The organism is Terribacillus aidingensis (assembly GCF_900215625.1).
Taxonomy (GTDB): domain Bacteria; phylum Bacillota; class Bacilli; order Bacillales; family Amphibacillaceae; genus Terribacillus; species Terribacillus aidingensis.
Genome location: NZ_OBEK01000003.1, coordinates 168,198 through 191,385 on the forward strand (window position 1 = coordinate 168,198; position 23,188 = coordinate 191,385).

General features: G+C 43.0%; 25 protein-coding genes. 9 read left to right on the top strand and 16 right to left on the bottom strand.

Annotated features, from left to right (window positions below; all coding sequences use genetic code 11):
• Positions 1-110: 110 nt before the first annotated feature.
• A complete protein-coding gene (locus CRO17_RS11390) occupies positions 111-500 on the top strand; it encodes a YhjD family protein (protein WP_097042321.1) in 390 nt (129 codons plus the stop codon).
• Here CRO17_RS11390 and CRO17_RS11395 read toward each other — a convergent pair.
• The 4 genes from CRO17_RS11395 to CRO17_RS11410 form a co-directional block, all read right to left on the bottom strand.
• Positions 448-966 (bottom strand): competence protein ComK, encoded by a 519-nt coding sequence (locus CRO17_RS11395; protein WP_097042323.1) that lies wholly within the window; start codon positions 964-966, stop codon positions 448-450. The genes CRO17_RS11390 and CRO17_RS11395 overlap by 53 nt on opposite strands.
• Positions 967-1,095: 129 nt before the next feature.
• On the bottom strand, positions 1,096-2,274 hold the full coding sequence (locus CRO17_RS11400; RefSeq protein ID WP_097042325.1) for a M48 family metalloprotease: 1,179 nt from the start codon (positions 2,272-2,274) through the stop codon (positions 1,096-1,098).
• A 51-nt stretch (positions 2,275-2,325) separates the two neighbouring features.
• Positions 2,326-3,321: a lipoate--protein ligase gene (lplA, locus tag CRO17_RS11405; protein WP_097042327.1), complete on the bottom strand. Its 996-nt coding sequence runs from the start codon at positions 3,319-3,321 to the stop codon at positions 2,326-2,328.
• Positions 3,322-3,410: 89 nt separating this feature from the next.
• A complete protein-coding gene (locus CRO17_RS11410; protein ID WP_097042330.1) occupies positions 3,411-4,142 on the bottom strand; it encodes an MBL fold metallo-hydrolase in 732 nt (243 codons plus the stop codon).
• Positions 4,143-4,302: 160 nt separating this feature from the next.
• Between CRO17_RS11410 and CRO17_RS11415 the strand changes: the two genes are divergently transcribed.
• On the top strand, positions 4,303-4,866 hold the full coding sequence (locus tag CRO17_RS11415) for a DUF6434 domain-containing protein (protein WP_097042332.1): 564 nt from the start codon (positions 4,303-4,305) through the stop codon (positions 4,864-4,866).
• A 196-nt stretch (positions 4,867-5,062) separates the two neighbouring features.
• On the opposite strand, the gene hemY is transcribed toward CRO17_RS11415, so the two are convergent.
• From hemY to CRO17_RS11435, 4 genes are all read right to left on the bottom strand, one after another.
• Positions 5,063-6,484, bottom strand: a complete 1,422-nt coding sequence (gene hemY, locus CRO17_RS11420) for a protoporphyrinogen oxidase (protein WP_097042333.1) — start codon at positions 6,482-6,484, stop codon at positions 5,063-5,065.
• Positions 6,477-7,424: a ferrochelatase gene (gene hemH, locus CRO17_RS11425; RefSeq protein ID WP_097042335.1), complete on the bottom strand. Its 948-nt coding sequence runs from the start codon at positions 7,422-7,424 to the stop codon at positions 6,477-6,479. The genes hemY and hemH overlap by 8 nt, the downstream gene beginning before the upstream one ends.
• 15 nt (positions 7,425-7,439) lie before the next feature.
• A complete protein-coding gene (hemE, locus tag CRO17_RS11430) occupies positions 7,440-8,489 on the bottom strand; it encodes a uroporphyrinogen decarboxylase (protein ID WP_097042337.1) in 1,050 nt (349 codons plus the stop codon).
• Positions 8,490-8,613: 124 nt separating this feature from the next.
• Entirely contained in the window at positions 8,614-10,797 is a 2,184-nt protein-coding gene (locus CRO17_RS11435) for a transglycosylase domain-containing protein (RefSeq protein ID WP_097042339.1), read from the bottom strand.
• A gap of 165 nt (positions 10,798-10,962) precedes the next feature.
• On the opposite strand from CRO17_RS11435, the gene CRO17_RS11440 reads away from it, so the two are divergent.
• Positions 10,963-11,460, top strand: coding sequence for an antibiotic biosynthesis monooxygenase family protein (locus tag CRO17_RS11440; RefSeq protein ID WP_179636997.1), 498 nt, complete (start codon positions 10,963-10,965; stop codon positions 11,458-11,460).
• A 67-nt stretch (positions 11,461-11,527) separates the two neighbouring features.
• Here the strand turns inward: CRO17_RS11440 and CRO17_RS11445 are convergent, their stop codons facing one another.
• Positions 11,528-12,181, bottom strand: coding sequence for a phosphatase PAP2 family protein (locus CRO17_RS11445; RefSeq protein ID WP_097042343.1), 654 nt, complete (start codon positions 12,179-12,181; stop codon positions 11,528-11,530).
• A gap of 98 nt (positions 12,182-12,279) precedes the next feature.
• Here CRO17_RS11445 and CRO17_RS11450 point away from each other — a divergent pair, with 98 nt between their 5' ends.
• Positions 12,280-12,741: a ferritin-like domain-containing protein gene (locus CRO17_RS11450; RefSeq protein WP_097042345.1), complete on the top strand. Its 462-nt coding sequence runs from the start codon at positions 12,280-12,282 to the stop codon at positions 12,739-12,741.
• Positions 12,742-12,932: 191 nt separating this feature from the next.
• Positions 12,933-14,096, top strand: coding sequence for a M20 metallopeptidase family protein (locus CRO17_RS11455; protein ID WP_097042347.1), 1,164 nt, complete (start codon positions 12,933-12,935; stop codon positions 14,094-14,096).
• 36 nt (positions 14,097-14,132) lie between these two features.
• Here the strand turns inward: CRO17_RS11455 and CRO17_RS11460 are convergent, their stop codons facing one another.
• Genes CRO17_RS11460 through CRO17_RS11470 form a run of 3 tightly spaced genes read right to left on the bottom strand, consistent with a single transcriptional unit; the run spans position 14,133 to position 16,812 of the window.
• Positions 14,133-14,846: an EcsC family protein gene (locus tag CRO17_RS11460; RefSeq protein ID WP_097042348.1), complete on the bottom strand. Its 714-nt coding sequence runs from the start codon at positions 14,844-14,846 to the stop codon at positions 14,133-14,135.
• Between the two features lie 12 nt (positions 14,847-14,858).
• Positions 14,859-16,073 (bottom strand): ABC transporter permease, encoded by a 1,215-nt coding sequence (locus CRO17_RS11465; protein ID WP_097042350.1) that lies wholly within the window; start codon positions 16,071-16,073, stop codon positions 14,859-14,861.
• The gene (locus CRO17_RS11470) at positions 16,066-16,812 is read right to left on the bottom strand and encodes an ABC transporter ATP-binding protein (RefSeq protein ID WP_097042352.1); all 747 of its coding nucleotides are present in this window, start codon (positions 16,810-16,812) and stop codon (positions 16,066-16,068) included. The genes CRO17_RS11465 and CRO17_RS11470 overlap by 8 nt, the downstream gene beginning before the upstream one ends.
• 438 nt (positions 16,813-17,250) lie before the next feature.
• Here CRO17_RS11470 and CRO17_RS11475 point away from each other — a divergent pair, with 438 nt between their 5' ends.
• Both CRO17_RS11475 and CRO17_RS11480 read left to right on the top strand, forming a co-directional pair.
• On the top strand, positions 17,251-17,673 hold the full coding sequence (locus tag CRO17_RS11475) for an HIT family protein (RefSeq protein ID WP_097042353.1): 423 nt from the start codon (positions 17,251-17,253) through the stop codon (positions 17,671-17,673).
• Positions 17,674-17,747: 74 nt separating this feature from the next.
• Positions 17,748-18,116, top strand: a complete 369-nt coding sequence (locus CRO17_RS11480) for a YtxH domain-containing protein (protein WP_097042355.1) — start codon at positions 17,748-17,750, stop codon at positions 18,114-18,116.
• Positions 18,117-18,252: 136 nt separating this feature from the next.
• On the opposite strand, the gene CRO17_RS11485 is transcribed toward CRO17_RS11480, so the two are convergent.
• The 3 genes from CRO17_RS11485 to CRO17_RS11495 are packed head-to-tail and all read right to left on the bottom strand — an operon-like array spanning position 18,253 to position 21,238.
• Positions 18,253-19,137 carry a glycine betaine ABC transporter substrate-binding protein gene (locus CRO17_RS11485; RefSeq protein ID WP_097042357.1) on the bottom strand — a complete coding sequence of 295 codons (885 nt, stop codon included), beginning with the start codon at positions 19,135-19,137 and terminating at the stop codon, positions 18,253-18,255.
• Between the two features lie 57 nt (positions 19,138-19,194).
• Positions 19,195-20,049: an ABC transporter permease gene (locus CRO17_RS11490; protein WP_097042359.1), complete on the bottom strand. Its 855-nt coding sequence runs from the start codon at positions 20,047-20,049 to the stop codon at positions 19,195-19,197.
• Positions 20,042-21,238: a quaternary amine ABC transporter ATP-binding protein gene (locus CRO17_RS11495; RefSeq protein ID WP_097042360.1), complete on the bottom strand. Its 1,197-nt coding sequence runs from the start codon at positions 21,236-21,238 to the stop codon at positions 20,042-20,044. The genes CRO17_RS11490 and CRO17_RS11495 overlap by 8 nt, the downstream gene beginning before the upstream one ends.
• Before the next feature lie 310 nt (positions 21,239-21,548).
• Between CRO17_RS11495 and CRO17_RS11500 the strand changes: the two genes are divergently transcribed.
• Entirely contained in the window at positions 21,549-22,016 is a 468-nt protein-coding gene (locus CRO17_RS11500; protein WP_097042362.1) for a GbsR/MarR family transcriptional regulator, read from the top strand.
• A gap of 2 nt (positions 22,017-22,018) precedes the next feature.
• Here the strand turns inward: CRO17_RS11500 and CRO17_RS11505 are convergent, their stop codons facing one another.
• Positions 22,019-22,366, bottom strand: a complete 348-nt coding sequence (locus CRO17_RS11505) for a DUF1878 family protein (protein WP_097042364.1) — start codon at positions 22,364-22,366, stop codon at positions 22,019-22,021.
• A gap of 280 nt (positions 22,367-22,646) precedes the next feature.
• On the opposite strand from CRO17_RS11505, the gene CRO17_RS11510 reads away from it, so the two are divergent.
• Entirely contained in the window at positions 22,647-23,078 is a 432-nt protein-coding gene (locus CRO17_RS11510; protein WP_245864785.1) for a DUF3267 domain-containing protein, read from the top strand.
• The last annotated feature ends 110 nt before the right edge of the window (positions 23,079-23,188 follow it).

The window sequence follows — 23,188 nt, forward strand, 5'->3', positions numbered from 1 at the left end:
TCTTTTCCTGCATTTGGTTATCCAATTATAAATTACCGGTATGATCCTGTTTTCACTTTACAAGCAATAGGGTATAATAGAACATATGTTCGCAATAGGGAGGGAAGGCAATGCGTTGTCTTAGTGAGTCGGAATACAGGCTGGGATCACGGTTTCTGTTTTTATCTATGGCAATTGTTGTTCTGCAGCAGGACATCCAGATTATCGAGGGAGGAAAGCACAAAATTAAAGCCTATCTGCTGCATACATTACAGTCTATGGAGAAAGCAGCTTTAGAGGAGCGCCGACAGCTGCGTTCCGAACTACGAGCGTGTAATATGCGAATCGTGACAGCTGAAAAAAATGATGCCTTTACTACCTTCCTGTTTATCACAAAAGAATGTGAAGAGAAGCGAAACTACTTTAATCCCGCCATACGAAAAAAAGTTGAGGAGATTTTACTGGAGCTTACACAAAGGGTTCCGCAATCTGGTCCCCGCCATACTTCCACAAATGCCTGATTCGCTTATCCAGCAAAAATCTGTATTGGGCTGTGCGCTGCACTTGGTTCATCATAGAGCCATAAGAAACATCAAGTGTGAGGGTATGCCCATTTTTAAAGATGATGCGTGTACGCTGATGAGGTGCAGCTTCCATGAGCTTTATGTGGGAATGAGAGATCCAGGAGCACGTATGGGAAAGCGGCGAAGACGTAGGAAAAAAATACATACCGCTGACAGGGTCAATCGATATCGGCGCTTTATGCGTGATGCCGCAAATGTCCTTGACGCCCGCCTGTCGTCCTTTCAAACTGCTTCCATAAAACTTACAAGCTAAGTCGATGAATTTACTTGGAGGTGTGCGATAGGAATAGCTGTTTTCTGTTTCCAGCACTTCGCAGCCTGGATGGCCGTTCTCAAGGATTTTCGGCAGTACCGCCATCGTTAGCGGTGTCAGTTCTGCCACTGCGGGGCTTTGATTGATCATTGTATCATCCCTTTCTGATGCAGGAAAAGAAGGATTGCTTTTACAATAGCAAATAAAACGTCGAAAAACAGCGGAATTTTGCTTTCTTAATAGAAACCTTACAATTAAAGCAGAAGCAAGATGTTATCATCATTGCTTCTGCTTGTTTTCTGTATATTCTTTTATTGTTTTGATCCGATCCTGCATGGGCGGATGGGTAGAACGCAGCCATGTAATAATCGGCCAAGGATCTGGGTCGCCTTGGGATACGCTTTGCATCTTTTGAAACATACGAATTCCAGCTACCGTATCAGGTGCATGCTCAAGTGCATAGGCATCCGCTTGCTGTTCCATTTCCCGGGAAACGTATAGCGATACAGGCTGACTGATAAGCTGAAAGCCAGTCAGCAGGAGCAGGAAAAGCGGCATCGCTTGCAGCTGGTGCGCCTGCAGTTTCCTCTTGGCCAAATAGACAGCAGAAAGTCTTTTGGTCATCCACAAAAGAAAAAGTCCAAGCACGAGAAAGCCTGCTGTGCCCCAATACACATGATGCAGCACATAATGTCCAATTTCATGCGCCACTATGAACAGCACCTCTTCCTGCTCCAACCCCTCTATCGTCGTATCATAGAGGACAACACGCGCACTATCAAACACTCCTGTCACGTAAGCGTTGTACGTCACCGTCTCCGCACTTTTCCCTATCTCCAGCAGTGTTGCATCCGGAATACCAGCTTCAGCAGTCAGCTGTTGAATTTGTGTACGCAGCTGTCCCTCTCGTAAATGATGAAAATCCTCATAAAGCGGGTCAATCCAAATTGGCTGTACATAAACGACAAAGATGACGCACGGTACGAGCATAACCCATAGAGAGATCCACCAGTTTTTCGGAAACTTTTTCATGAGCAGCTGTGAAAGAAAGACCACTGCGGTTACAGCCAAATATAGCAGCAGTAAACTTAATGCATACTCCCCCAGCCAATCAGAGAAGGGCTGCACACTAATAGCTTCATTGCGTGCATTCCAGTACCCCGCTAACCGGAACGGCAGCTGTACGACACCGTACAGCAAAACCAGAATCAATACAAAGACAGCTGCAGCTGGCAGTCTGGAGAGGCGTCTTTCCAGGCTGGCCGCAAGCTCCTTCCAGCGATGGTTTTTCCAGACGATATATAATAACATTGGCAATAAGGGAAGACGCGAAAAATATACCGCATGCCCAATACTGGCGTAACGGCTTGCAGCCGTATGAAGCTCCGGATAAACCAACGGAAAGAAGATCCATATAGCAATTACATACAAACTGTAAGCAATAACGAGCCGTCTCATCACATTCCTCCTAGAAAAAAAGAGACGGCCCGCAGGTCGTCTCTATGCTAATCAATACATCAAATCAATGAAATCATCTTTTTCAATCTTGCCAAGATAATGGCTTACATTCACATCCGCCAGTGCTTGCTGAATAGCAGCTCGTTCATAGCGAACACCTTGCAGTTTTTCCTCAAGTTCGCTAACTTCTCCAACACCGAAATAGTCACCAAAAATACGGATTTGCTCAATCATCCCTTTTTTCACATCTAAACGAACGTCGACATTTCCTGCCGGGAACTTGTGTGTTTGCTGGATATTGAAGCTAGGTGATTTGCCGTAGTTCCACTCCCATTGCTGGTATCGTTCTTCGCTAAGTTTGTGGATAGCTTTCCAATCTTCTTCTGTCAGCTTGTAACGCGGTACGTCTTTCGTATCTTCAACGTTGAAGATATAACGAAGCAGCATATCCCTGAACTCGTCCATCGGAAGTTTATGATCCATGAATTCAGAGATATTCGCTACACGGCTGCGAATCGATTTGATTCCCTTCGATTCGATTTTTTCTTTTTTCACCTTCAGCGCTGAAACAACATGTTCAATCTCTGAATCATACATCAATGTACCGTGGCTGAACATCAAGCCTCTTGTAGAGAATTGTGCGTTGCCTGAGATTTTTCTTTCGCCTACAAGCAAATCATTTCGTCCTTTTAACTCTGCCGGTACACCAAGCTTATTCAAGGCATCTGTCACCGGTTTTGTAAACTTAGCAAAGTCTTGGAAGCTGTTGCCGTCATCTTGTGTGATAAAGCTGAAGTTCAAATTTCCCAGGTCATGGTACACGGCTCCGCCTCCGGATAAGCGGCGCACCACATGAATACCATTATCGTCTACATATTTGGTATTAATCTCTTCAATTGTATTTTGGTTCCGGCCAATGATGATGGATGGCTCATTTATGTAGAAAAGCAAATAAGTATCGTCTTGTCCGAAATTTTTTAAAACGTATTCTTCGATAGCGAGGTTAATCCTCGGATCGTTAATCCCTTCATTATCAATAAAACGCAAAATAAAAACCCCCAGTGTCAATAAATGTTTATCCTAGTAATATTCTACCGAATCCGAAGCCCGATAGCAATTCAGAGAAAAAGGGAAGGTTACCCTTCCCATGTCAATCCTTCATATGCGAGATTCACTTTGCCGCTAAAAACACTGCTTGCTTCCTCTAATAGCTGACGATGCTCTCCAAAATGCGGCAGATGACTTAGAAACAATGTTTTCACACCAGCTTGTTCAGCAATACCGCCGACTTGGAGACTATTCATATGACCGGCTGCTTCCCCATCCTGATCTTGATAGAAGTTGCAATCGGTAATAAGAAGATCTGCTCCTTTGCTGAATGCTGCCCATTCGTCCAAATAACTGGAATCAGCTGTATAGACTATATCCGAATCACCATCTGATATACGCATCCCATAGCATGGTACTGGATGCTTCGTTTTCATAAAGCTAATCGCAAAAGGACCAACGCTGAGAATTTCATCCGGTTTGTAGGCTATACCTTCAGTAAATTTATGAGTTAAGCTCTTAAAGCCTGTCTCATTCTCTTCATGCGCATAAATTGGCAGTACGTCCTCTGTTCCCTTCAAGCTATTCTGCACCTGCCATACATGCTGCAGCGCTCCTATATCCGCCACATGATCGGGATGGTAATGACTTAAGACTACGGCATCCAATTTTTTCGGATCTATAAACCCTGGCATCCGCGATAAAGCGCCGCTGCCGCAATCAAGCAATAACGCATAACCATCCTTTTCTACTAAATAACAAGAGCTGGCACTTTCCCAGCCGGGGTATGCGCCCCAAAAGCCAATCACTGTCAATTTCATAGTTGTGCACCTCTCCTTCTGTTATTACCATTTACCGATTGTTACCTAACTAAACCTGCTCATTGACTGAGAAATTGTTTGTCAAGACTAGTCTGCAAGCTACATATATGACATAATATAACAAAAAGAGAGCATAAAAACAGTTGACGGGGGATAACTGATGAGACCAGAATTGACACGCACAACAGATGCAGATGCTTTTTTGGATTATTACTGGCTGAAAGAAGAACTTATACAATTCTGCCGTGAAAATGACTTGCCTGTTTCCGGTTCTAAAATGGAGATTAGTGCAAGAATTGAGCATTTTTTACGAAATCGCATGACAGAGAAACAACCTGCTAAAAAAAGACTTCGAAATAAAAAACGATCCAATCAACCACTCAGCCGCTCCACTATCATTACAGAAGATCATCGCTGCAGCCAAGCTGTACGCACATTCTTTAAACAGGAGATTGGACCGCATTTTCATTTCTCTACTTATATTCAGCAATATTTTCGAACAAATGCTGGTAAGACCTATCAAGACGCAATTGATGCATGGCATGAAGAAGAAAAAAAACATCAGCAGTGTTCCGCATCCAAAAAAATAATTGCGCCGCGGAGTGAGTACAATCGATTTATTCGAGCACTCTTCACGGATGCTGTAAACAAAGAGGGAGAACAAAAACAGCCGCTAGATACTTGGACCCACAATAAAAACGAGCCTTACTCGCACAGTTCTTAAGATAATATGTGATGCCTCTTTGTACAAAGAGGTTATTTTTGTGCACTAAAAAGAACTCATAAAGTTCATTGCTTAAGGTCACCAAAAATTCACTCGAGGATATGCTGTAAGCAATTAGCAGCTCGATCGATGCAGCACTTGATTACGAATGCAATAGAACCTCGGCTGTATTTTACGTATTAAAAAAGCTCCTCCCTTAGGAGAAGCTTTTATTACGTAAGTAAGCAAGTACATTTTGCACCGCTTGTTCCCCGCTGTCGATACAATCCGGAATACCGATTCCGTCGTAAGAACCGCCTGCCAGGAAGACACCCGGAGTATGAATCGCCATGTTTGCCCGTACGTCTGCAACGCGCTGCAAATGGCCGACAACGTATTGCGGCATCGCTTGTTTCCAGCGGCTGACGACAGAAAAAAGCGGCTTGCTTTTTATTTTCATGATTTTATTCAAATCTTTTAAAGCAATCTGAACAATCTCATCATCAGATAAATCCACTACACCACTATCATCTGGTCTGCCAACGTAGCAGCGCAGCATCACCTTACCCTCTGGCGTTGTGCCTTCCCACTTTTTATGTGTCCAGGTACAAGCGGTGATGCGATATTTGCTATTACGTGAGATAACAAATCCTGTTCCATCGATGTCTTTTTTAATTGCAGAGGCATCAAATGTCATTGCAACTGTCGCAACAGAAGTTGCTTTCATTTCTTTTAGCTGATCCATGAAGTCATACTGGCTCAGCATACGCTGAACAGCAAAGAAAGGTGAAGCGAGCACAGCAGCATCAGCTCGGAAGACTTCCCCATTGCCTAGCAGCAAGTGATAATGGTCCGCTTTGCGTTCAATATGGTCAACACTTGTTTCCAGCTGGACAGTGTCTGGTTCAAGCTGCGCTTCCAAACCTTCTACCAACGACTGCAAACCATTCTTTAATGAAAGGAATGCACCTGGAGGTTTAACGTCTTTTTTCTGTTTCGGCGGCTTCGGCATCGTTGCCTGCAGCCCTTTGACGACACTGCCATACTGCTGCTCCAACTCATAAAACTTTGGATATGTAGCCATTATGCTCAGTTCATCAATATCACCAGCATAAACACCAGATAATAGCGGCTCCAGCACGTTTACAACTAGTTCGTCACCGAAACGGCGGCGGAAGAATAATCCCATGGATTGATCCTGCATCTTTTTACCCTTAGGCAGCATCGGTTCAACACTAATGCGCGCCTTTCCTTTCGTGGACAACAGACGCGATTGGTAGTATGGTTTCAAGTCGGTCGGAACACCCATGAAAGCACGTTTAGGCATTTTGTGCAGTTTTTTCCCAGCAAGAATATAAGATTGTCCCGTATTGTTGCGGACAAGATCATTTTCCATACCAATATCATAGATCAGGCGAGACGCAGATTCTTTACGTGCTAAAAAGGAGTCTGGTCCCCGCTCAATTGTATATCCGTCTTTTTTTAACGTATCAATCTTCCCGCCAAGACGGCTGGATGCTTCAAAAAGCTTCACTTCATAATCAAGACGATAGGCACGAATCTGTTTCTGCAAGTAATAGGCGGTCGTCAGGCCGGTTATGCCGCCCCCAACGATTGCTATTTGTTTTTTATCACCCATGACGCTCAACTCTTGCCTGCTGTTCCAATACCACCTTCGCTAATGTATTGATGAATAGCTGGTCTGTGTTTGGCATAGCAGGACGATAGTATTTTGCACCTAGTTCGTCACATACGACCTTACATTCATAGTCATTATCATAAAGCACTTCTAAATGGTCCGTAATAAAGCCAACTGGCGCATATACGAAGGAACGGTACCCTTTTTTCTCGTAAAGTTCGCGTGTAAGGTCTTGTACATCTGGTCCAAGCCAAGGATCTGGTGTATTACCCTCACTTTGCCAGCCAAGCTCCACATTCTTAATACCAGTTTGTTCTTGAATTAAATCAGCAGTACGTTTCAGCTGATCAGGGTATGGGTCACCATTTTGCAGGATTTTTTCCGGAAGGCTGTGTGCAGAGACAATTAATGCTGCTTTGTCACGCTCATCTTTATCCATACCATCAAAAATCTCCGCAATATTATCAGACCAGTATTTGATGAAACCTGGTTCGTCATACCAGCTTTCTACAGACGTAATCTGTAAGTTGCCAGCTTCTTTTGCTGCTTTATGGGCACGTTCATTGTAAGATTTTACACTGAATGTACTGTAATGCGGTGCCAAAACGATAGAGATAGCTTCTGTAATACCATCGGCCGCCATTTTTGCTACGCCTTCCTCAATGAAAGGCTCAATATGCTTCAAGCCAAGATAGGCTTTGAATTCAATAACATCCTGGTATTTGTTCAAAGCTGTCTCTAAAGCTTGCGCTTGCTCTTCTGTAATACGTGCAAGCGGGGAAATACCGCCGATAGCTTTATAGCGGCTAGTTAAGTCCTCCAGCATTTCCGGTGTCGGCTTACGTCCATGCCGAATATCTGTATAATAACGTTCAATATCTTCTTCTTTATATGGCGTACCGTACGCCATTACAAGTAAACCAACTGTTTTCTTTGCCATGTCTTACACCTCTGGTTATAGAATTGAGTTTTGTTTTGCAGAATATGAATGAATGAAGGCTGTCAGCTGCTTCAGGACACTTGGGCTTATTTCCGGCGTCACGCCATGCCCAAGGTTGAATACATGGGGACCAGCTTGACGGCCTTGGTCCAAGATGTCCTTCGTCCGTTCCTCCAGCACCTTCCAATCGCTTGTGAGGAAAGCTGGATCTAGATTGCCTTGCAATGTTTTCGTAATACCTTTGTCTCTTGCTTCCTTAATGGAAAGTCTCCAATCCAGTCCAATAACATCTACCGGCAGATCGTTCCATTCCATAATTTGATGACTTGCACCTACGCCAAACAAGATAAGCGGCACATTCAATTCACGAAGTGATTGGAAAATATGTTCCATTGTCGGCTTAATAAATGTGCGGTAATCGGCAGCATTTAATGCGCCAACCCATGAATCAAAAATCTGAATGGCAGAAGCGCCAGCATTCACTTGAGCTTTCGCATACGTAATAGAAACTTCCGCGAGTTTATCCATTAAAGCGAACCATGCTGCCGGGTCACTATACATAAGCGATTTTGTCTTATGATAGTTTTTAGATGGTCCCCCTTCGATCATATAACTCGCAAGCGTGAACGGCGCACCAGAGAATCCAATTAACGGTACTTCCAGCTGTTCTTCTGTCAGCAGTTTGATTGTTTCTAAAATGTAAGGGATATCTCGATTCGGGTCTAAGCTTCCGAGTTTTTCTATATCCTGTAGATTACGAACCGGGTTGGCAATGACTGGACCAATACCCGACTTAATATCTACATCCACGCCGATGCCTGGCAATGGTGTCATAATATCCTTATACAGAATTGCTGCATCGACATTATATTGTTCGACTGGCAATCTTGTCACATACGCTGCAAGCTCAGGCTGATGCGTAATTTCGAACAAGGAATATTTCTCTTTTAATTCCCGGTATTCTTTCTGCGATCTACCTGCTTGACGCATATACCATACAGGCGTGTAATCCGTCGCTTCTCCACGGAAAGCACGCAGTATCGTATCATTTTTGATCTTAGACATAATCGTTCTCCTTTGTCTCCTCATTATCCGTTTCCAACTATACGAAATTTTAAGAGCATTTGTATAGCGATTAACTCATAAAAACCCTATTTTTTGACGAATTGTGTCAGAGTCGTGAAATTCGTCAGAATCCAAAACCAGAAAGGACTGTATGGTTGGATTCTGTGCCGCTTTCATCTGTCAGCGGATTGAAAGGCACTACATAATAAGAAGTATCTTTCAGCAAGCTGACTTTATCTACTGTATACGTTCCTTTGCCTTGTACTTCCCCTATTTTTTCCGCACCGTCATCGGTTTCTTCATAAATATGATACACAATCCGTTCGTCATCACTTGCCGTCCACGTCAGATCAGCATTGACAATACGCAGACCGCCAAAACCATAATCGATGGAAGCATCCGTAATCGTCGGCAGCTCTACCGGTCCGCCAATATCCTCAGCATTTTCCGGTTTTTCAAAGCTAGATGACATCGTTCGATACTGTGATACCTGGCGCAAAATTGATTTCGTCAGTGCAGTCGGTTTTGAGCTGCCGCTTTCCAGATAGTTATCTTCTGAGGAATTATCATAGCCGATCCAGCTGACTGCCACGTACTCCGGTGTGTAACCAGCAAACCAGGCGTCCTTATCCTTACCCTCTACTGAACCGTGCTGTGTTGTACCCGTTTTACCAGCCAAGGCACCATAATAAGTGCCGGCAGTTCCGGTTCCGCCTGTGATGACTCCTTGCAGCATACGCGTCATATCCCAAGCAGTTTGTTCCGAGAATACTTGTTCAGTCTGCGGTTCCGCATTGTAAGCAGCCTCTCCATTTCGATCATAGATGGCATTAATAGACTGCGCTTCAATCCATTGTCCTTCATGTGCAAATGTACGGAAACCTTCTGCAATCTGAAGCGGCGTTAGTCCTACCTTTAAACCACCCAAGGCAATGGAAAGACCTTTGTCCTCTGGCAGCTCAATTTTCATTTTTTCCAGATATGACTTGCTTGTCTTTATACCAATTTGGTCAAGCAGCCAAACTGCCGTCGTATTTTTCGACTCCTGCAGTGCTTCGTACATCGTAATGTCGCCCTCATACTCATCGTTATAATTCGATACGCTGTATTTGCCATCATCATACGACTTCTTCTCATCCGGCAGTTCGCTGTATGGGTTATACTCTCCTGTCTCCAGCGCTGGTCCATAGACAGCTAAAGGTTTCATAACAGATCCTGGCTGCCGCTGTACCGTAACTCGGTTTAAGTCACCATATTCAAACTTACGTGCTCCAGCGGCTGCTATAATCTTACCTGACTTTTGGTCGAGCATGACGAACGCCCCTTGGATACCTTCTGATGAGCCATTAAAATACGTATCGTCCTGCATCGTTTTGTACGCGGTGCGCTGAATATCTTCATCCACATTTACGACAATTCGATATCCGCCTGTGCGCAATTCTTCCAAGGAAAGATCATATTTTTCTTCCGCTTCCTCTGCAACCAAATCAATATAACTCTCAATCCACGGACGTTCCTCTTCTTCTTCCGGCTCTGTTACGCCTAGATCTTCTGCTTGGGCAGCTTCTTTCTCTTCGGTCGTAATATAACCATGTTCCTCCATCTCTTCTAGAACCAAATTCCGTCTTTCCTTCGCTAAATCCGGATTGTTGTTCGGCGAGTAAGTATTTGGTGCTTTTGAGAGGGCAGCAAGCATCGCACTCTCCGAAAGCGTCAAATCACTGGCACTTTTATTGAAATAATAATTGGCAGCCGACTCAATGCCATACAAACCGTGCGCAAAATAAATTTCATTCAAATAATATTCAAGAATGTGCTTCTTTGTGTAATGACGCTCTAAATAAACAGCAGCCATTGCTTCCTTCGCTTTTCGCGTGAACGTCTTGTCATTTTTAAAGAACAGATTCTTCGCTGTCTGCTGTGTGATTGTGCTTCCGCCTTCTACTTTGCTCATTGCAATGATATCCCGGTACAATGCTCGGGCAGTTGCCCGGAGGTCAATGCCGTGATGTTCGTAAAAACGGGCGTCTTCTATTGAGACAAATGCATTCTTCACATGCTCCGAAATCTTATCAAACTTCACCGGCTCCCGGTTTTCTTCATAAAATTCCGCGATTACTTCTCCGTCTTGATTCTCGACTGTCGAAGCAGCTTTTAACGTTAAATCATCTTTATCAATAACGAGTCTTCCCCCGAAAAAGAGCAGGATATAGGCAGCGGTAACAAGTGCCAGCACAATACCAGCTCCGAAAAGATAAAACGTCTTCCGGCGCATACGCATTCGCAATTTATGTTCTGATCGTTTCATATGTTTCCTTCACCTCTTACGTATCCCCCATGTCATTCTATAGCTTTATTATACGACAATTTATGCCATTTACCCATCATTCCATTCAAAGGCAGGACACTGCTTGCTTTTGAATGGCAACAATTGCTAAACTGACTCTAACATACTACCGGGAGGATGAATAGAATGGTCGCATATTTCACCAATGGTACAACTGAATTTCTTCGCAAGCTAAAAGCACAGGAAACAGCTAAGGTATGGGTTTTTGAAGGTGCTGAAGGTGCACTTGCATACACAGAGGAGCCAAATGCTGCAAGCTTTACTTCCCCGCGCACGTATGAACTAGTAATTGGAACAGGTGACGTTCCTGATCAAGGATATATTGCAATTAATAATATTCCGGTAACCGACGAAGGAAGGCCAATATTTGAGGATATGTTCAAGCGCCGAGCAGGTAAAATTGACCAGAGCCCAGGCTTTCACGCACTACGCGTCCTAAGGCCGCAATCCGGCAATACATACCTTGTTTTGACAGCTTGGGAATCAATGCAGCATTTTGAAGACTGGAAGCAATCAGAAGCATTCCAGCATGCGCATAAAAAAGATACTGATCAGCCGAAAAGACCTCCATTCAGCGGTGGTCCTGCTTACGTTACAACGTATCATATCGACAATGAAGCATAAGCAAATAAGTTGTTCTATAAAAAAACCGGACTGCATAATCGCATGCAGTCCGGTTTTAGGTACAAAATTAATACGAGCGTACTTTCTCTCTTCCATATTTATGCCGAAGCCACTTATACAGCAGAATCCAAATAATCAGGAAGATTAATCCGAACGAATAGCCGCCCAAAATATCCGTTAAGTAATGAACGCGTAAAACATAGCGGCTTATACCGATTAACAACACAAGAAAACCAGCCAAGACAGCAATAGTAAGACGCAGCTTTTTCTTCAGGTGCTTCCAGAGAAAGTAGACGATGATACCGTATGTAATAAAAGATACCATCGAGTGACCAGATGGAAAACTAAATCCCTCTCCATCAACGATTGCTAATATCAACGGTCTTTCTCTCTGCACCACTCCTTTTATAAGAAAATTGAATTGATAACCGAGAGCTGTTGCTGTAAACACAATACCTGCTCCGATTAGATCTTTTCTTTTCACAGCTAGAAACAGACCGAATACAAAAGCCAATACACTTAAAACCGTACTGGAGCCAAGCTCTGTTATCCAGCGGAATAAGTCATACCAAAATGTTCCTTCCAAAGATGCAGGATAAGCAGATGTCCATTGGTCAAGTAAAGGTTCTGCGTGCAATCTGACATCCATCATTAATAGAAATGCCAGTATAATTGAAATAGTAAATAGCAGTATATATCTTTTTCTGTGCGGAAGCTCCATTATTTCACCTCATCCAGCATTGTACTATGCGTATTGTTTAGAAAACAAATCAAAGGGGAATATACAAAATAGATAGCCAATCAGAAAGGATGATAAACATGGCAGACAATATTAGAAAAATCAAAGATGACTCTCAATTACAGGAACTGATTGACGGCTTGAACGTAGACTTAGCGAATGAATATGCCGCCTCCATCATGTATACAACGTACGGTGCAGCTGTTTCCGGCTTATACCGCACCGTCTTGAAACCATTCTTCGAGGATGAAATTACTGATGAAATCGGACACGCGAAGTATTTGGCAGATAAGATTGTAACACTTGGCGGCACACCTACTACTTCTCCAGCGGACGTACCGTACCATACAGATGTTACCAAAATGCTTACAGAAGCACGTGACGCGGAACAAGCTACTATTGACCGTTACGAACAACGGAAACAGCAGGCCGAGGAGCTTAACATGACCGAGCTTGTTACTAAGCTGGAAGATCTTATCTCCGATGAAACAAATCATCGTGATGAGCTGAACCGCCTTTTAAATGACTCTCGTTTATCCTAAGCAATAGAAAAGCTGAAGCATTTGCGTTTCAGCTATAGTCCAAACCATCCATTTTAGGACGGTTTGGACTTTTTTATGAATTGAATACCGATTACTAGCCTTTTTTCGCAGCTTGTTTTCTGAATAAAGTAATTATTAGCTTTTGGAGATATGCTATACTGGATTTATTTCATACTAGGAGGCGGGTTATGATGTTAACGAAATTATTTAGTAAGATTGATGAACTGTATGAAGATATGGTTGCGACAAGAAGATACCTGCACAAGCATCCGGAGCTGTCCTTTAAAGAAGAAAAGACAGCAGCATATATTGCCAATACATATGAGGAACTCGGCATTCCTTACCAAAAGAACGTTGGAGGAAATGGCGTCGTTGCTACGCTGCAAGGCGGAAAACCCGGAAAAAAAATTGCCTTGCGTGCCGACTTTGATGCCTTGCCAATTCAGGAAGAAAATGATGTTTCCTATAAATCGACTGTAGCAAATGTGATGCACGCTTGCGGTCACGATGGCCATACTGCAACCTTGCTCGGTATTGCGAAGGCAGCCAAAGCGCTGCAAGATGAATTACCAGGTACACTTGTATTTGTCCATCAGCATGCCGAGGAATATGCACCAGGCGGAGCCAAACCAATTATTGATACTGGTATCCTTGATAATGTGGACGCAGTGTTTGGCACCCATCTCTGGTCTAATACCCCGCTTGGCACCATTGAAACTGCTGATGAAGCGTTTATGGCTGGTGCCGACCGCTTTGAAATCGAAATTATCGGGAAGGGCGGCCATGGTGCTCAACCGCACCAAACAAAAGACGCCGTTTTAATCGGCTCCCAAGTTGTGACTGCCCTTCAGCAAATTGTCAGCCGTCGGTTGGACCCTCTAAGCACCGCTGTTGTAACAGTTGGAACATTTGAAGCAGGCGCTGCATTTAACGTGGTTGCCGGAACAGCCAAACTGACAGGAACAGTTCGTACATTTGATACAGCTGTACAAGAGCAGATCAAAGCGGAAATTGAGAAAGTGCTCCAAGGCATCACAACAGCCAACGATGCCGGCTACTCGTATGAATATATTGAAGGTTATCCACCAGTAATCAACCACCCAGCTGAAGCACAACTGGTGCTGAAAGCTGCTGAGCAGGTAACAGAAGTGAAGCACGCAAATAGTGTACTGCCGACAATGACCGGAGAAGATTTCGCTTACTATCTGCAAAACAAGCCAGGAGCGTTCTTCTTCACTGGCGCTATGAAAGAAGATCATTATTATCCACACCATCATCCAAAGTTTGATTTTGATGAGCGCGCGATGATTGTTGCAGCGAAAACACTGCTTAGCACCTATATTGCTTATCAATAAAAAAAGATCAGCGTGATGCTTTCACGCTGATCTTTTTTAAGTTAACATGCGGATTCGATAAGCATTCATCGCTGCAGTTCCCAATTGTTCGAGAAATTTGCCATTGATAATGGCACCAACAAAAGCGCCGACACCTGGCAAAAGCTGTATCATTTTTACCAAGTCGATGTGATCACGATATTCCTGCTGCAGGACCCGCCAGTTCACATCATCAATTGCACCTGTTACTTGATTCCAATTACGAATCTCTTCCCAGAGATGTATTCTTGTTTCTCCACTGGAAAAAGTGGCACTGAAAATCTGCAATAAAAACACACGTTCACTGAATGCCGTAACATCAAATCCGTAAATCCTGCCTATTTCAAATAGACATTTCATTTTAATACTCAGCAGAAGGGGGAAATCCGCCATTCCAAGAATCACACCGCCGGCACCTGTGCCTGCTCCTTCAATTCTTGCAGTCGTTTTATAGCGATTGATTACTTTTCGCACTTCTTTTTCTCTTTCTTCAAAACTCCAGCTTTCCTCCACCTTTATAGGAAGAATATATTTAGAAGACGTCAGGCTCAGTTCGATCATTTGCCGGACAGCTGTCGTAATCGTGCTGTGAACAGCCTTGGGAATTCTATCTGTAATGATATCCTGCGTCCCCTTGGACATGCGTTGAAACCTGCCGCCACGGCGCTGCAAAGAGTTGTAGTAGAACAATGCTTCCTTCCGTTTTCTTTCTTTGTAATGATCGCCCTGCATCTTCCATCCCTCCTATTTTAGCCGTTTGGATACGTACAAACGCACAAATCCAATCGTGAAAATGATTCCGGCAGCTAACGCTAAGCCAAAACCAATAACATCTGCATGCAGCAAGAAGACAAGGCTCAATAGGACTGCTTGCATAATCCCCAGTATCTGCAAAAGAGATAAAAGCGCACGTTTTCGTGTATCATCTTGTACAGGGTAAAGATCCATCCATGCAATTGTCCGATGATGCTTCCACATACCAACAAGCTGAAAACCCGTTAAATAAAGGAACAAAATTGCAAATGCCAGCTGAACCCAAAGATTCGGTATAAAGTAAATAATCACGCCAGCAAGAATCGTCAGCCGCAAAAAGAGACCGAAGTAGTCCCCGCCTCTGACAAAAGTTACGCGGAACAAATAATCATACGTATGCCGCTGATCAAATGGAACCCTACTTATAAACAGATTCACAATCGCTTGTCGCTTATGTACTTTTGTTTTCAAATGCGGTACATCAGCAAACTGATTTGCGATGCGGTAAAACGCCTGCATGCGGGCTTGGTCCTTCTCAATGAGCAAATCCCATGCCAAACCGCCTTGCTTGCGACTGACGCTATAGACGGTAAACAGAAGAGCCACCAATAAAACAGTTAAGATACCTGCCGCGACTAAATCGCCGCGTACGAGCAGCCAAAAGCAGCCCACATTGAGAATAACCCGGAGTGTTTGCTCCAGCCTTCTGTAATTTACATTGCGTATCTTCAGCATCCACCAATTCATATACAAATTCCAAATTTTGAAGATCAGCATAACAACGAAAACAAGCAAATAAGAAGTAAAGTTATCTCCTAAATTGGCTGCAAAAAACAACGGTGCAAGTGCCGCAGCTGCTAAAAGCAGTAAATAAAGCTGCGTAAAGAAACTATACCCAATCGTTAATCGAAAATAACGATGCATTTTTGGTTCGAGCGGAAGCAAGAAAATTAAGTCTGCTTCCTTTAGCAGTGTCCGCACTGGACTGTAGCTGACAAGCAGGCCGAACACAGCACCAATTAGCAACGCCGCAGGAAAGTCCGGAGATATTGTCTCCAGCCATTGCTGGTAATAATATGCCAGTCCAGAAATGATGAAAAGCATGGCAATGGCTAAGTGCTGATTAAAAATATAACGCAGATAGCGGTTCAGTTCCTTCATATGATCTGAAAGCCGCTGTTTGAAAAAGATCTCCGCATTAAACATGGCTGTCTTCTTCCTTTGTCAGCTGCACATACAAATCGTCCAGTGTAGCATTTTGCATATGAAATTCATGACGAAGCTCGTCCATCGTACCAGCTGCGCGCAGCTTCCCATCATGCAAAATAACAATTCGGTCGCAATAGCGCTCCGCAGTAGCAAGTATATGAGTAGACATTAATACACCTGCTCCATTCTCCTTTGCTTGATTCATTAGCTGTAAATACGATTGAATACCAAGCGGATCCAGACCAACGAATGGTTCATCCACTATATAAAGATCAGGTTCTACAAGGAACGTGCACATAATCATCACTTTTTGGCGCATCCCTTTTGAAAAATGAACGGGAAACATTTTTAACTTTTTCTCCAGGCGAAATTCTTTCAGCAAAGGCGGCAGCCGCTTGTCAAAATCCTCTTTTGATACATCATATGCTTGTGCAGTAAGGCGAAGATGATCATATAGCGTCAGCTCATCGTAAAGGACCGGCATCTCCGGAATATAGGAAAAATTGCTTCGGTATGTTTCTGGTGATTCAGCAAAATTACTTCCGTTAATTCGAATACTGCCTCCTTTTGGCTGCATCAAACCAATAATATGTTTTATTGTTGTACTTTTTCCGGCTCCATTCAAGCCGATCAATCCGACAATTTCGCCTGCGTTAACGTGAAATGACACATCTTTCAACACATTTTTATGTGTATACCCACCGGTTAGTGCATCAATATGTAATAAAGGCTGCATGGCCCTTTCCCCTTTCTCCACACTCTACTGCTAAAAGTTTACCAAAGGAAGCCGTATTTGCCAAAATAAAACGGTTATAACTTCTGTCAGCCTGCACATACTATTCTCGAAGCAAAGAAGTTGCCAAGAGGGTTTCCAAAGCAGGACCCATTAATGAGATGAGGTGTTGGTAGGAGATACAGACCGCTACGTCCGAAAGTAAGCTGATTTACATTCGTAAGCAAGCTGAAAGTGTACTGGCGCTAACTACGTAAGCCGCTGTACAGTTCGAAATGGTTTTACCTCTTGGCAGCCTTGCTTCTGAGGCAGACACTCCCAAAACGCGAAGAATTCCAATATTCCGGCCGTTACGGGATGTCTGCTTATTTTCATTCGACTTACTTTACAAGCATGTCCATTCCTTTATACAATATGTATACATGCCAAAGGAGTGATCGTATGCACGATAAGGATTGTATTTTTTGTAAAATTGCCGCAGGTGAACTGCCATCTGCAAAAGTGTATGAGGATGATCAAGTTCTTGCTTTTATGGATATCGGTCAAGTAACAAAAGGCCATACCCTCATTATTCCAAAGACACATACGAAGAATATATACGAAACACCGCCAGAAGTGGCTCAGGAAGTGTTTGCTCGTGTACCAAAAGTAGCAAATGCCATTAAAGAGGCATTCCAGCCTGCTGGAATGAACATACTTAGCAACACAGAAGCTGCAGCAGGTCAGACAGTGTTCCATCTGCATGTACACCTTATCCCTCGTTACGGAAAAGATGATGGTTTTCACGCTACCTTCGAGCAGCACGATTCTATTGCCAGCGATCATCTTGGCGAATTAGCAGAGACAATCAGCAGCAAGATTTAATTAGCTTGTACGAAGAGGTTTCACTGCTACATAAGAAGAGAAAATAGTATAATGAAGTAGGAAGGAGTGAGATGATGGCTAGTAGCAAATCAATCGCTTTAGGTATCCTTGTCGGGAGTACAGTCAGCGCCGCAATCACACTGCTGACAGCACCATCCTCCGGGAAGGATCTGCGTACAGATGCGAAACAGCGCAGCGACGAATGGAAGGTTACATTTAATAATCTAAAAAACGAAGGAATGCAGCTGAAAGAACAGATTGCCAAGACCTCTAAAGAAGGCTCTGCGATGTTCAAGGAACTGTCAACCGAAGTTAAAAACTCCATCGACAGCTGGAAACGAACAGTTGAACCGCATCAAAAAAATATCCAGAAAAGCTTAACTCAAATCGAGAAAAGTTTGAAAGATCTGGAAGAAAAAGCAAACCAAAAAAATAATCAGTAAAAAAAGCTCTCCGTGATGGAGAGCTTTTTTTGGTGCTTGATTTAGTGCATGGCTATATCATTAAAATGCCAGCCCCAGCGGCTCCTTCATACAAAAAAACCTCTCCCGAACGGAAGAGGTTTCTCCAATTACGCTATTATTTTGCTTCAAGATCCTCAATGGAATCTGCATCTACATAGTCAGGTACGACAAGTCCTGTTTTCGCACCTTCCAAGTTTGGTCCCAAGTCAACCACTTGGTCTTTGTATTGGTCATACAAATCACCATGCGTCGTCGGAAGCCAAGCTGCTACCATTGCGTCTGCTTCACCTTGTGCGACAGACTGCCACATAACAGCGTTATCGATTGGTGTAATAGTTGTATTGAATCCTAGATCATCAAGGACCACTTTCATAACGTTCGTAGAAGCTACCTCAGAGTCCCATTCTACATATGCAAGGCTTACGTCGCCGCTGCCTTTCTCTACGCCATCTGTCCACTCAGCAACTTTGTCAGGGTTGTTGTCTACCCAGTTGCGAGCTGCTTCTGCTGGGTCTGTACCATTACTAACTTCCAGCATTACTTCTCCCATATCTTCGGTTGTCCAGTTAAACTGATCTAGCACTTTGTTAGCATCAGGCATATCGTCTGCAAAACCTTGACGCGTCATTGTATTAATTGTTTCTTCTTCACCGAAGGAACCTTTTGGATCTTCCAAATACTTCAGATCATATTTACTGAACATCCAATGCGGTGTCCAGCCTGTGATGATGATTGGTTCTTCGTCTTCAATAGCATTGCCTAGCTCTGTCGCCATAGCACCGCTGGAAGATGGCTGCAATGTCCAGCCTTCTAGCGTTTCATAATCTTCAAGGGCTTTTTCTGTCGCTTTCATTACACCGGCACCAGCTTCAATACCAGTAATCTTATAATCAACTTGTTCACTAAAGCTGCCAGAAGCAGAATCGTCATTACCACACCCAGCTGCTACCAATGTCATAGCTAACCCTGCAGCTGCACCTAATGTCTTCCATTTCCTCATATAATCAAACTCCCCTTTTCTAACGTTTATTGAAAGCCTGTAAACAGGCATTTCTACTTATTTAGATCTGTCTTTATAAACATTTTGCGTAAAACGGTCGATGATGATAGCAAGCACAACGATACTTAGTCCAGCAACAAATCCCGGCCCCACTTGTGCACGTTGAAGAGATGACAATACTTCACGTCCTAGTCCAGGCGCACCGATCATGGATGCGATAACAACCATCGATAGAGCCAGCATGACAGTCTGGTTAATACCAGCCATAATTGTATACTTCGCCATCGGCAGTTCAACTTTAAACAGTTTTTGCGGCCCAGTAGAACCGAATGCATCCGCTGCTTCTACCAATTCGTCGGATACTTGACGGATACCAAGATTTGTAAAACGAACTGTTGGCGGTGTAGCGAAAATTAAAGATGCAAATATTCCAGGCACAACACCAATACTAAAGAATGCAACCGCCGGAATTAGATAGACGAATGCAGGCATTGTCTGCATGAAGTCTAAAATTGGTGTAATAATCGTTTCTGCAATCCTACTCTTAGACATCAAGATTCCAATTGGAATACCAATAATGACACATAAAATACTAGCTGTTAACACGAGCGTAAATGTGTCCATCAATTGACTCCATAATCCTTGGTTCCAAATAAACAGCAGGCCGACAATACTGAATATCGCCAAACCAAACTTCTTCCCTGTCATGAAGAATGCTAAGATAGCGATTACTATGATAAAGATGACAGGCGGGATCGCGTCAAGACCTTGCGTAACCATGTCCATGAAGTTGCCTAATCCTTCTTTAATCGGATCAAACAAGAAAGCAAATGTATCTGTTAGTAAGTCAACGAATTCACTTACCCAGTCTGCAACTGGCAGTGATTCGACATTTTCCATAAAATTAAGCATTCACGTTCACCTCACCTTCACCAGCAAGTGCTCCGATAACAGCACCTCTGACGATAATTCCTAACAGCTTGCCATTCTCCGTTACTGCTAGAGGAACTGGCGAATCATGGATAACTGCGAACAAATCATGCAGCTGTGTATCTTTCTCTACTGTCGGTACTTCACGCTGGATAATTTCTGATAAGTTTGTCACTTCATTTTTACGAGCTTCATTCGCTGCATCTGCCGTAATGATTCCTTGCAGCGTACGTTTGCTATCGACAACAAAAATACTGGACAATCCAGCCTCCCGCATCCGTTCTAAAGCAACACGCGGACCATGCTTATCAATATTGATTGTTTCTGGACGTTTCATTATTTGATTAGCAGTCAACACTTTCGCACGATCGACATCCTCAACAAATTTCTCAACGTAGCTGTTAGCAGGATTCATGAGGATTTCTTCTGGAGTTCCAATCTGTACAATATTACCGTCTTTCATCAAAGCAATGCGGTCTCCGATTCGAAGTGCTTCGTCCAAGTCATGTGTAATAAACAGGATAGTCTTTTTCATTGTTTCTTGGAGATCCAGTAACTCATCCTGCATATCTTTACGGATAAGCGGATCTAATGCTGAAAATGCTTCATCCATAAGTAAGACTTCCGGATCGTTCGCAAGTGCTCGAGCAAGACCAACACGCTGCTGCATACCTCCGGATAACTGACCTGGATACTGTTCCAAATAGCCGCCTAAGCCAACTAGTTCTAATGATTTCTTTGCTTTTTCCGCTCTTTCTTGCTTATCCACGCCTTGCACTTCCAGTCCATATTCCGCGTTTTGCAAGATTGTTCTATTCGGGAACAGTCCAAAACGCTGGAATACCATGCTCAGCTTTTCACGACGCACACGGCGAAGCTCTTTTTTATCCATTTTAGCTAGATTTTCACCTTCAATGAAGACATCTCCGGTTGTTGGTTCAATCAAACGGTTAATCAAACGAACTAAAGTGGATTTACCGCTGCCTGAGAGACCCATAATAACAAATATCTCTCCTGCTTCCACTTCAAATGAAGCGCGATTAACCCCAACTGTGCTCCCTGTTTCTTTTAGTATCTCTTCCTTTGTTTTTCCAGACTCAGCCAGCTGAAGCGCGGCCTTCGTGTTCTTTCCAAACACTTTAGAAAGATTATTTACTTGAATGATTGGCACAGTATTCACCTCTTTTTCAATAGTTTTCTGTCATGTCCCTGTAACAATCAGGAACATTTACCTATTACAATGTTTCGACCCTATTAATACTAAACATAAACTAAAAACAAATCAAACGTTATGAAACGTGATTACTGAACGTTTAGTACGTACAGAATATACCGTACGCACTAAACGTTGTGTATGCTTTGAATTCCTTTGATTTACTCTATAATGCTTTGTTAAGAGATATTTCCTTTCTGTAAAAGTTTCATGTAAGCTTTACATACGGATTACATATTTAATAGAAACAAAGGGGGGACTCTGATAAATGAAAGCACAAACCTCATTGTACGATTCTCTCATAATGGAATTAACACGGACCGGAGAACTGTTCCGTTTGTCAGCTACGGAAGCACGGCTGCTTGCCGTTTTATATGTAGAAAACCATTCGCAAACATTAGATCAAATGGCTAATATAATTGGAAAAAGCAAAACTGCTGTCAATATAGCTATTCGCAATTTATCTCACTTAGGACTTGTTGATCGTGTGTGGGTAAAAGGTGAAAGAAAGGACTTTTATACTAGCGTCAATTCTGTATACAGCAAATTGATGACGCTGCAAGTAAAACAGTGGCATACACAGACCACTCGGCAGGTAGAAGCGATGGAGCAATTCAAGCAGGCAGTACCGAAGGATGATCCGCAGTGGCAGCAGATGCAAGAGAAACTAACTTCCAGCTTACAATTTCACGAACAAGCAGCTGGTATACTTAAAAAAGTAACCGCTATTAGCTAGAGCTAATAGCGGTTTTTCATGTCCAGTAAGATTAGTTCATCTACCAGATTTTTGTATGTATCATCTTCTTTTTCCTCTCGAAGTGCCAGTAGCACTTCCCAATAATGAAGCTTTTCCGGCAGCATGCCGACAAATTCTAGTAAAAGTGACGTGTAATCGAGTAAGCCTTCCTCTTTTTGTTCCAGAAATAACTTATTCAATCGCTGAAACAATTTTAAGACAGCAGCATACTCCTCCTCATTTACATTGCGTTCGATGAGAAGCTTCCGAAAAGGATATTTGTCTAACACACCCGTCTCTGCTATTAACTGTAAATGAAAAGACAGCGTACTCTTTTTTTCTTCCTCCATAAAAACGCTTCCTTTGTCTTTAAAACTGACCGATTTGCACGATCGTAACTTGTCCTTTTATTTTAAAGTAAATTTTCTTAGAAAGCTATTGATTTTCCCGTTAAAACGTACTAATATCTCTTAAGTGACGAAGGCTCACCGTAATTTTCTAGATGACCGAAGGGAGCTATGAAAAATGAACTGCTGGAGAAGTGTCAACGTTAAGAAAGATCTCGGGAAACACCGAATTCTACTTGTATCCACTCTCATAGGAATTTTGACGTTCATTATACTTTACCCGATGCTGACGCTGATCCATCCCAATTTCAAAATTGAAGAAACACATTTATTGTTAAGCCTGCTATCTATTTATATACTTCCTTTTACCCATAGTATCTCACATTTGATACCTTTTTGGCTGACTAATAAAAGCTGTATATACAAATTGCATTGGATTGGCCAGTGCGCGCCAATGTTTCATTTTAAAGTAAGAACGGAAACCAGCCGGCTTATCCCTTTCTTTTCTTTAATAATGCCAACTGTATTAATAACAATACCTTCGTTTGTAGCTGCTGTACTTTCAAATACGATGCCGATTTATTTTCTGCTCCTTGTCAGTGTGAATGCGGCTATGACATTCTCGGATGGCTTCTATTTATGCAACCTGCTGCAGGCACCGCGTAAATGTGTTATTTCCGGTACAGAAAAGAGTTATGATATATTAACGAAGTAACGCTCCGCATCAGGAGCGTTTTTACATATGGAAAAACTGTGGAATTGCTCCCTTAGGTTGCCTTTTCGTATCTAATATGTGATATATTGTCTTATGGGGAAACGGCGGAC

Bases quoted from the DNA above. Each gene is read 5' to 3' on its own strand.
- CRO17_RS11450 (WP_097042345.1), top strand. From the start codon at position 12,280: ATGGCAGACAATATTAGAAAAATCAAAGATGACTCTCAATTACAGGAA.
- CRO17_RS11435 (WP_097042339.1), bottom strand. From the start codon at position 10,797: ATGAAACGATCAGAACATAAATTGCGAATGCGTATGCGCCGGAAGACG.
- CRO17_RS11475 (WP_097042353.1), top strand. From the start codon at position 17,251: ATGCACGATAAGGATTGTATTTTTTGTAAAATTGCCGCAGGTGAACTG.
- hemH (WP_097042335.1), bottom strand. From the start codon at position 7,424: ATGGCAAAGAAAACAGTTGGTTTACTTGTAATGGCGTACGGTACGCCA.
- CRO17_RS11510 (WP_245864785.1), top strand. From the start codon at position 22,647: ATGCTGACGCTGATCCATCCCAATTTCAAAATTGAAGAAACACATTTA.
- CRO17_RS11480 (WP_097042355.1), top strand. From the start codon at position 17,748: ATGGCTAGTAGCAAATCAATCGCTTTAGGTATCCTTGTCGGGAGTACA.
- CRO17_RS11460 (WP_097042348.1), bottom strand. From the start codon at position 14,846: ATGCAGGGCGATCATTACAAAGAAAGAAAACGGAAGGAAGCATTGTTC.
- CRO17_RS11465 (WP_097042350.1), bottom strand. From the start codon at position 16,073: ATGTTTAATGCGGAGATCTTTTTCAAACAGCGGCTTTCAGATCATATG.
- CRO17_RS11440 (WP_179636997.1), top strand. From the start codon at position 10,963: ATGGTCGCATATTTCACCAATGGTACAACTGAATTTCTTCGCAAGCTA.
- CRO17_RS11455 (WP_097042347.1), top strand. From the start codon at position 12,933: ATGTTAACGAAATTATTTAGTAAGATTGATGAACTGTATGAAGATATG.
- CRO17_RS11445 (WP_097042343.1), bottom strand. From the start codon at position 12,181: ATGGAGCTTCCGCACAGAAAAAGATATATACTGCTATTTACTATTTCA.
- hemY (WP_097042333.1), bottom strand. From the start codon at position 6,484: ATGGGTGATAAAAAACAAATAGCAATCGTTGGGGGCGGCATAACCGGC.
- CRO17_RS11485 (WP_097042357.1), bottom strand. From the start codon at position 19,137: ATGAGGAAATGGAAGACATTAGGTGCAGCTGCAGGGTTAGCTATGACA.
- CRO17_RS11400 (WP_097042325.1), bottom strand. From the start codon at position 2,274: ATGAGACGGCTCGTTATTGCTTACAGTTTGTATGTAATTGCTATATGG.
- CRO17_RS11410 (WP_097042330.1), bottom strand. From the start codon at position 4,142: ATGAAATTGACAGTGATTGGCTTTTGGGGCGCATACCCCGGCTGGGAA.
- CRO17_RS11490 (WP_097042359.1), bottom strand. From the start codon at position 20,049: ATGCTTAATTTTATGGAAAATGTCGAATCACTGCCAGTTGCAGACTGG.
- CRO17_RS11390 (WP_097042321.1), top strand. From the start codon at position 111: ATGCGTTGTCTTAGTGAGTCGGAATACAGGCTGGGATCACGGTTTCTG.
- CRO17_RS11470 (WP_097042352.1), bottom strand. From the start codon at position 16,812: ATGCAGCCTTTATTACATATTGATGCACTAACCGGTGGGTATACACAT.
- CRO17_RS11505 (WP_097042364.1), bottom strand. From the start codon at position 22,366: ATGGAGGAAGAAAAAAAGAGTACGCTGTCTTTTCATTTACAGTTAATA.
- CRO17_RS11500 (WP_097042362.1), top strand. From the start codon at position 21,549: ATGAAAGCACAAACCTCATTGTACGATTCTCTCATAATGGAATTAACA.
- CRO17_RS11395 (WP_097042323.1), bottom strand. From the start codon at position 966: ATGATCAATCAAAGCCCCGCAGTGGCAGAACTGACACCGCTAACGATG.
- CRO17_RS11415 (WP_097042332.1), top strand. From the start codon at position 4,303: ATGAGACCAGAATTGACACGCACAACAGATGCAGATGCTTTTTTGGAT.
- hemE (WP_097042337.1), bottom strand. From the start codon at position 8,489: ATGTCTAAGATCAAAAATGATACGATACTGCGTGCTTTCCGTGGAGAA.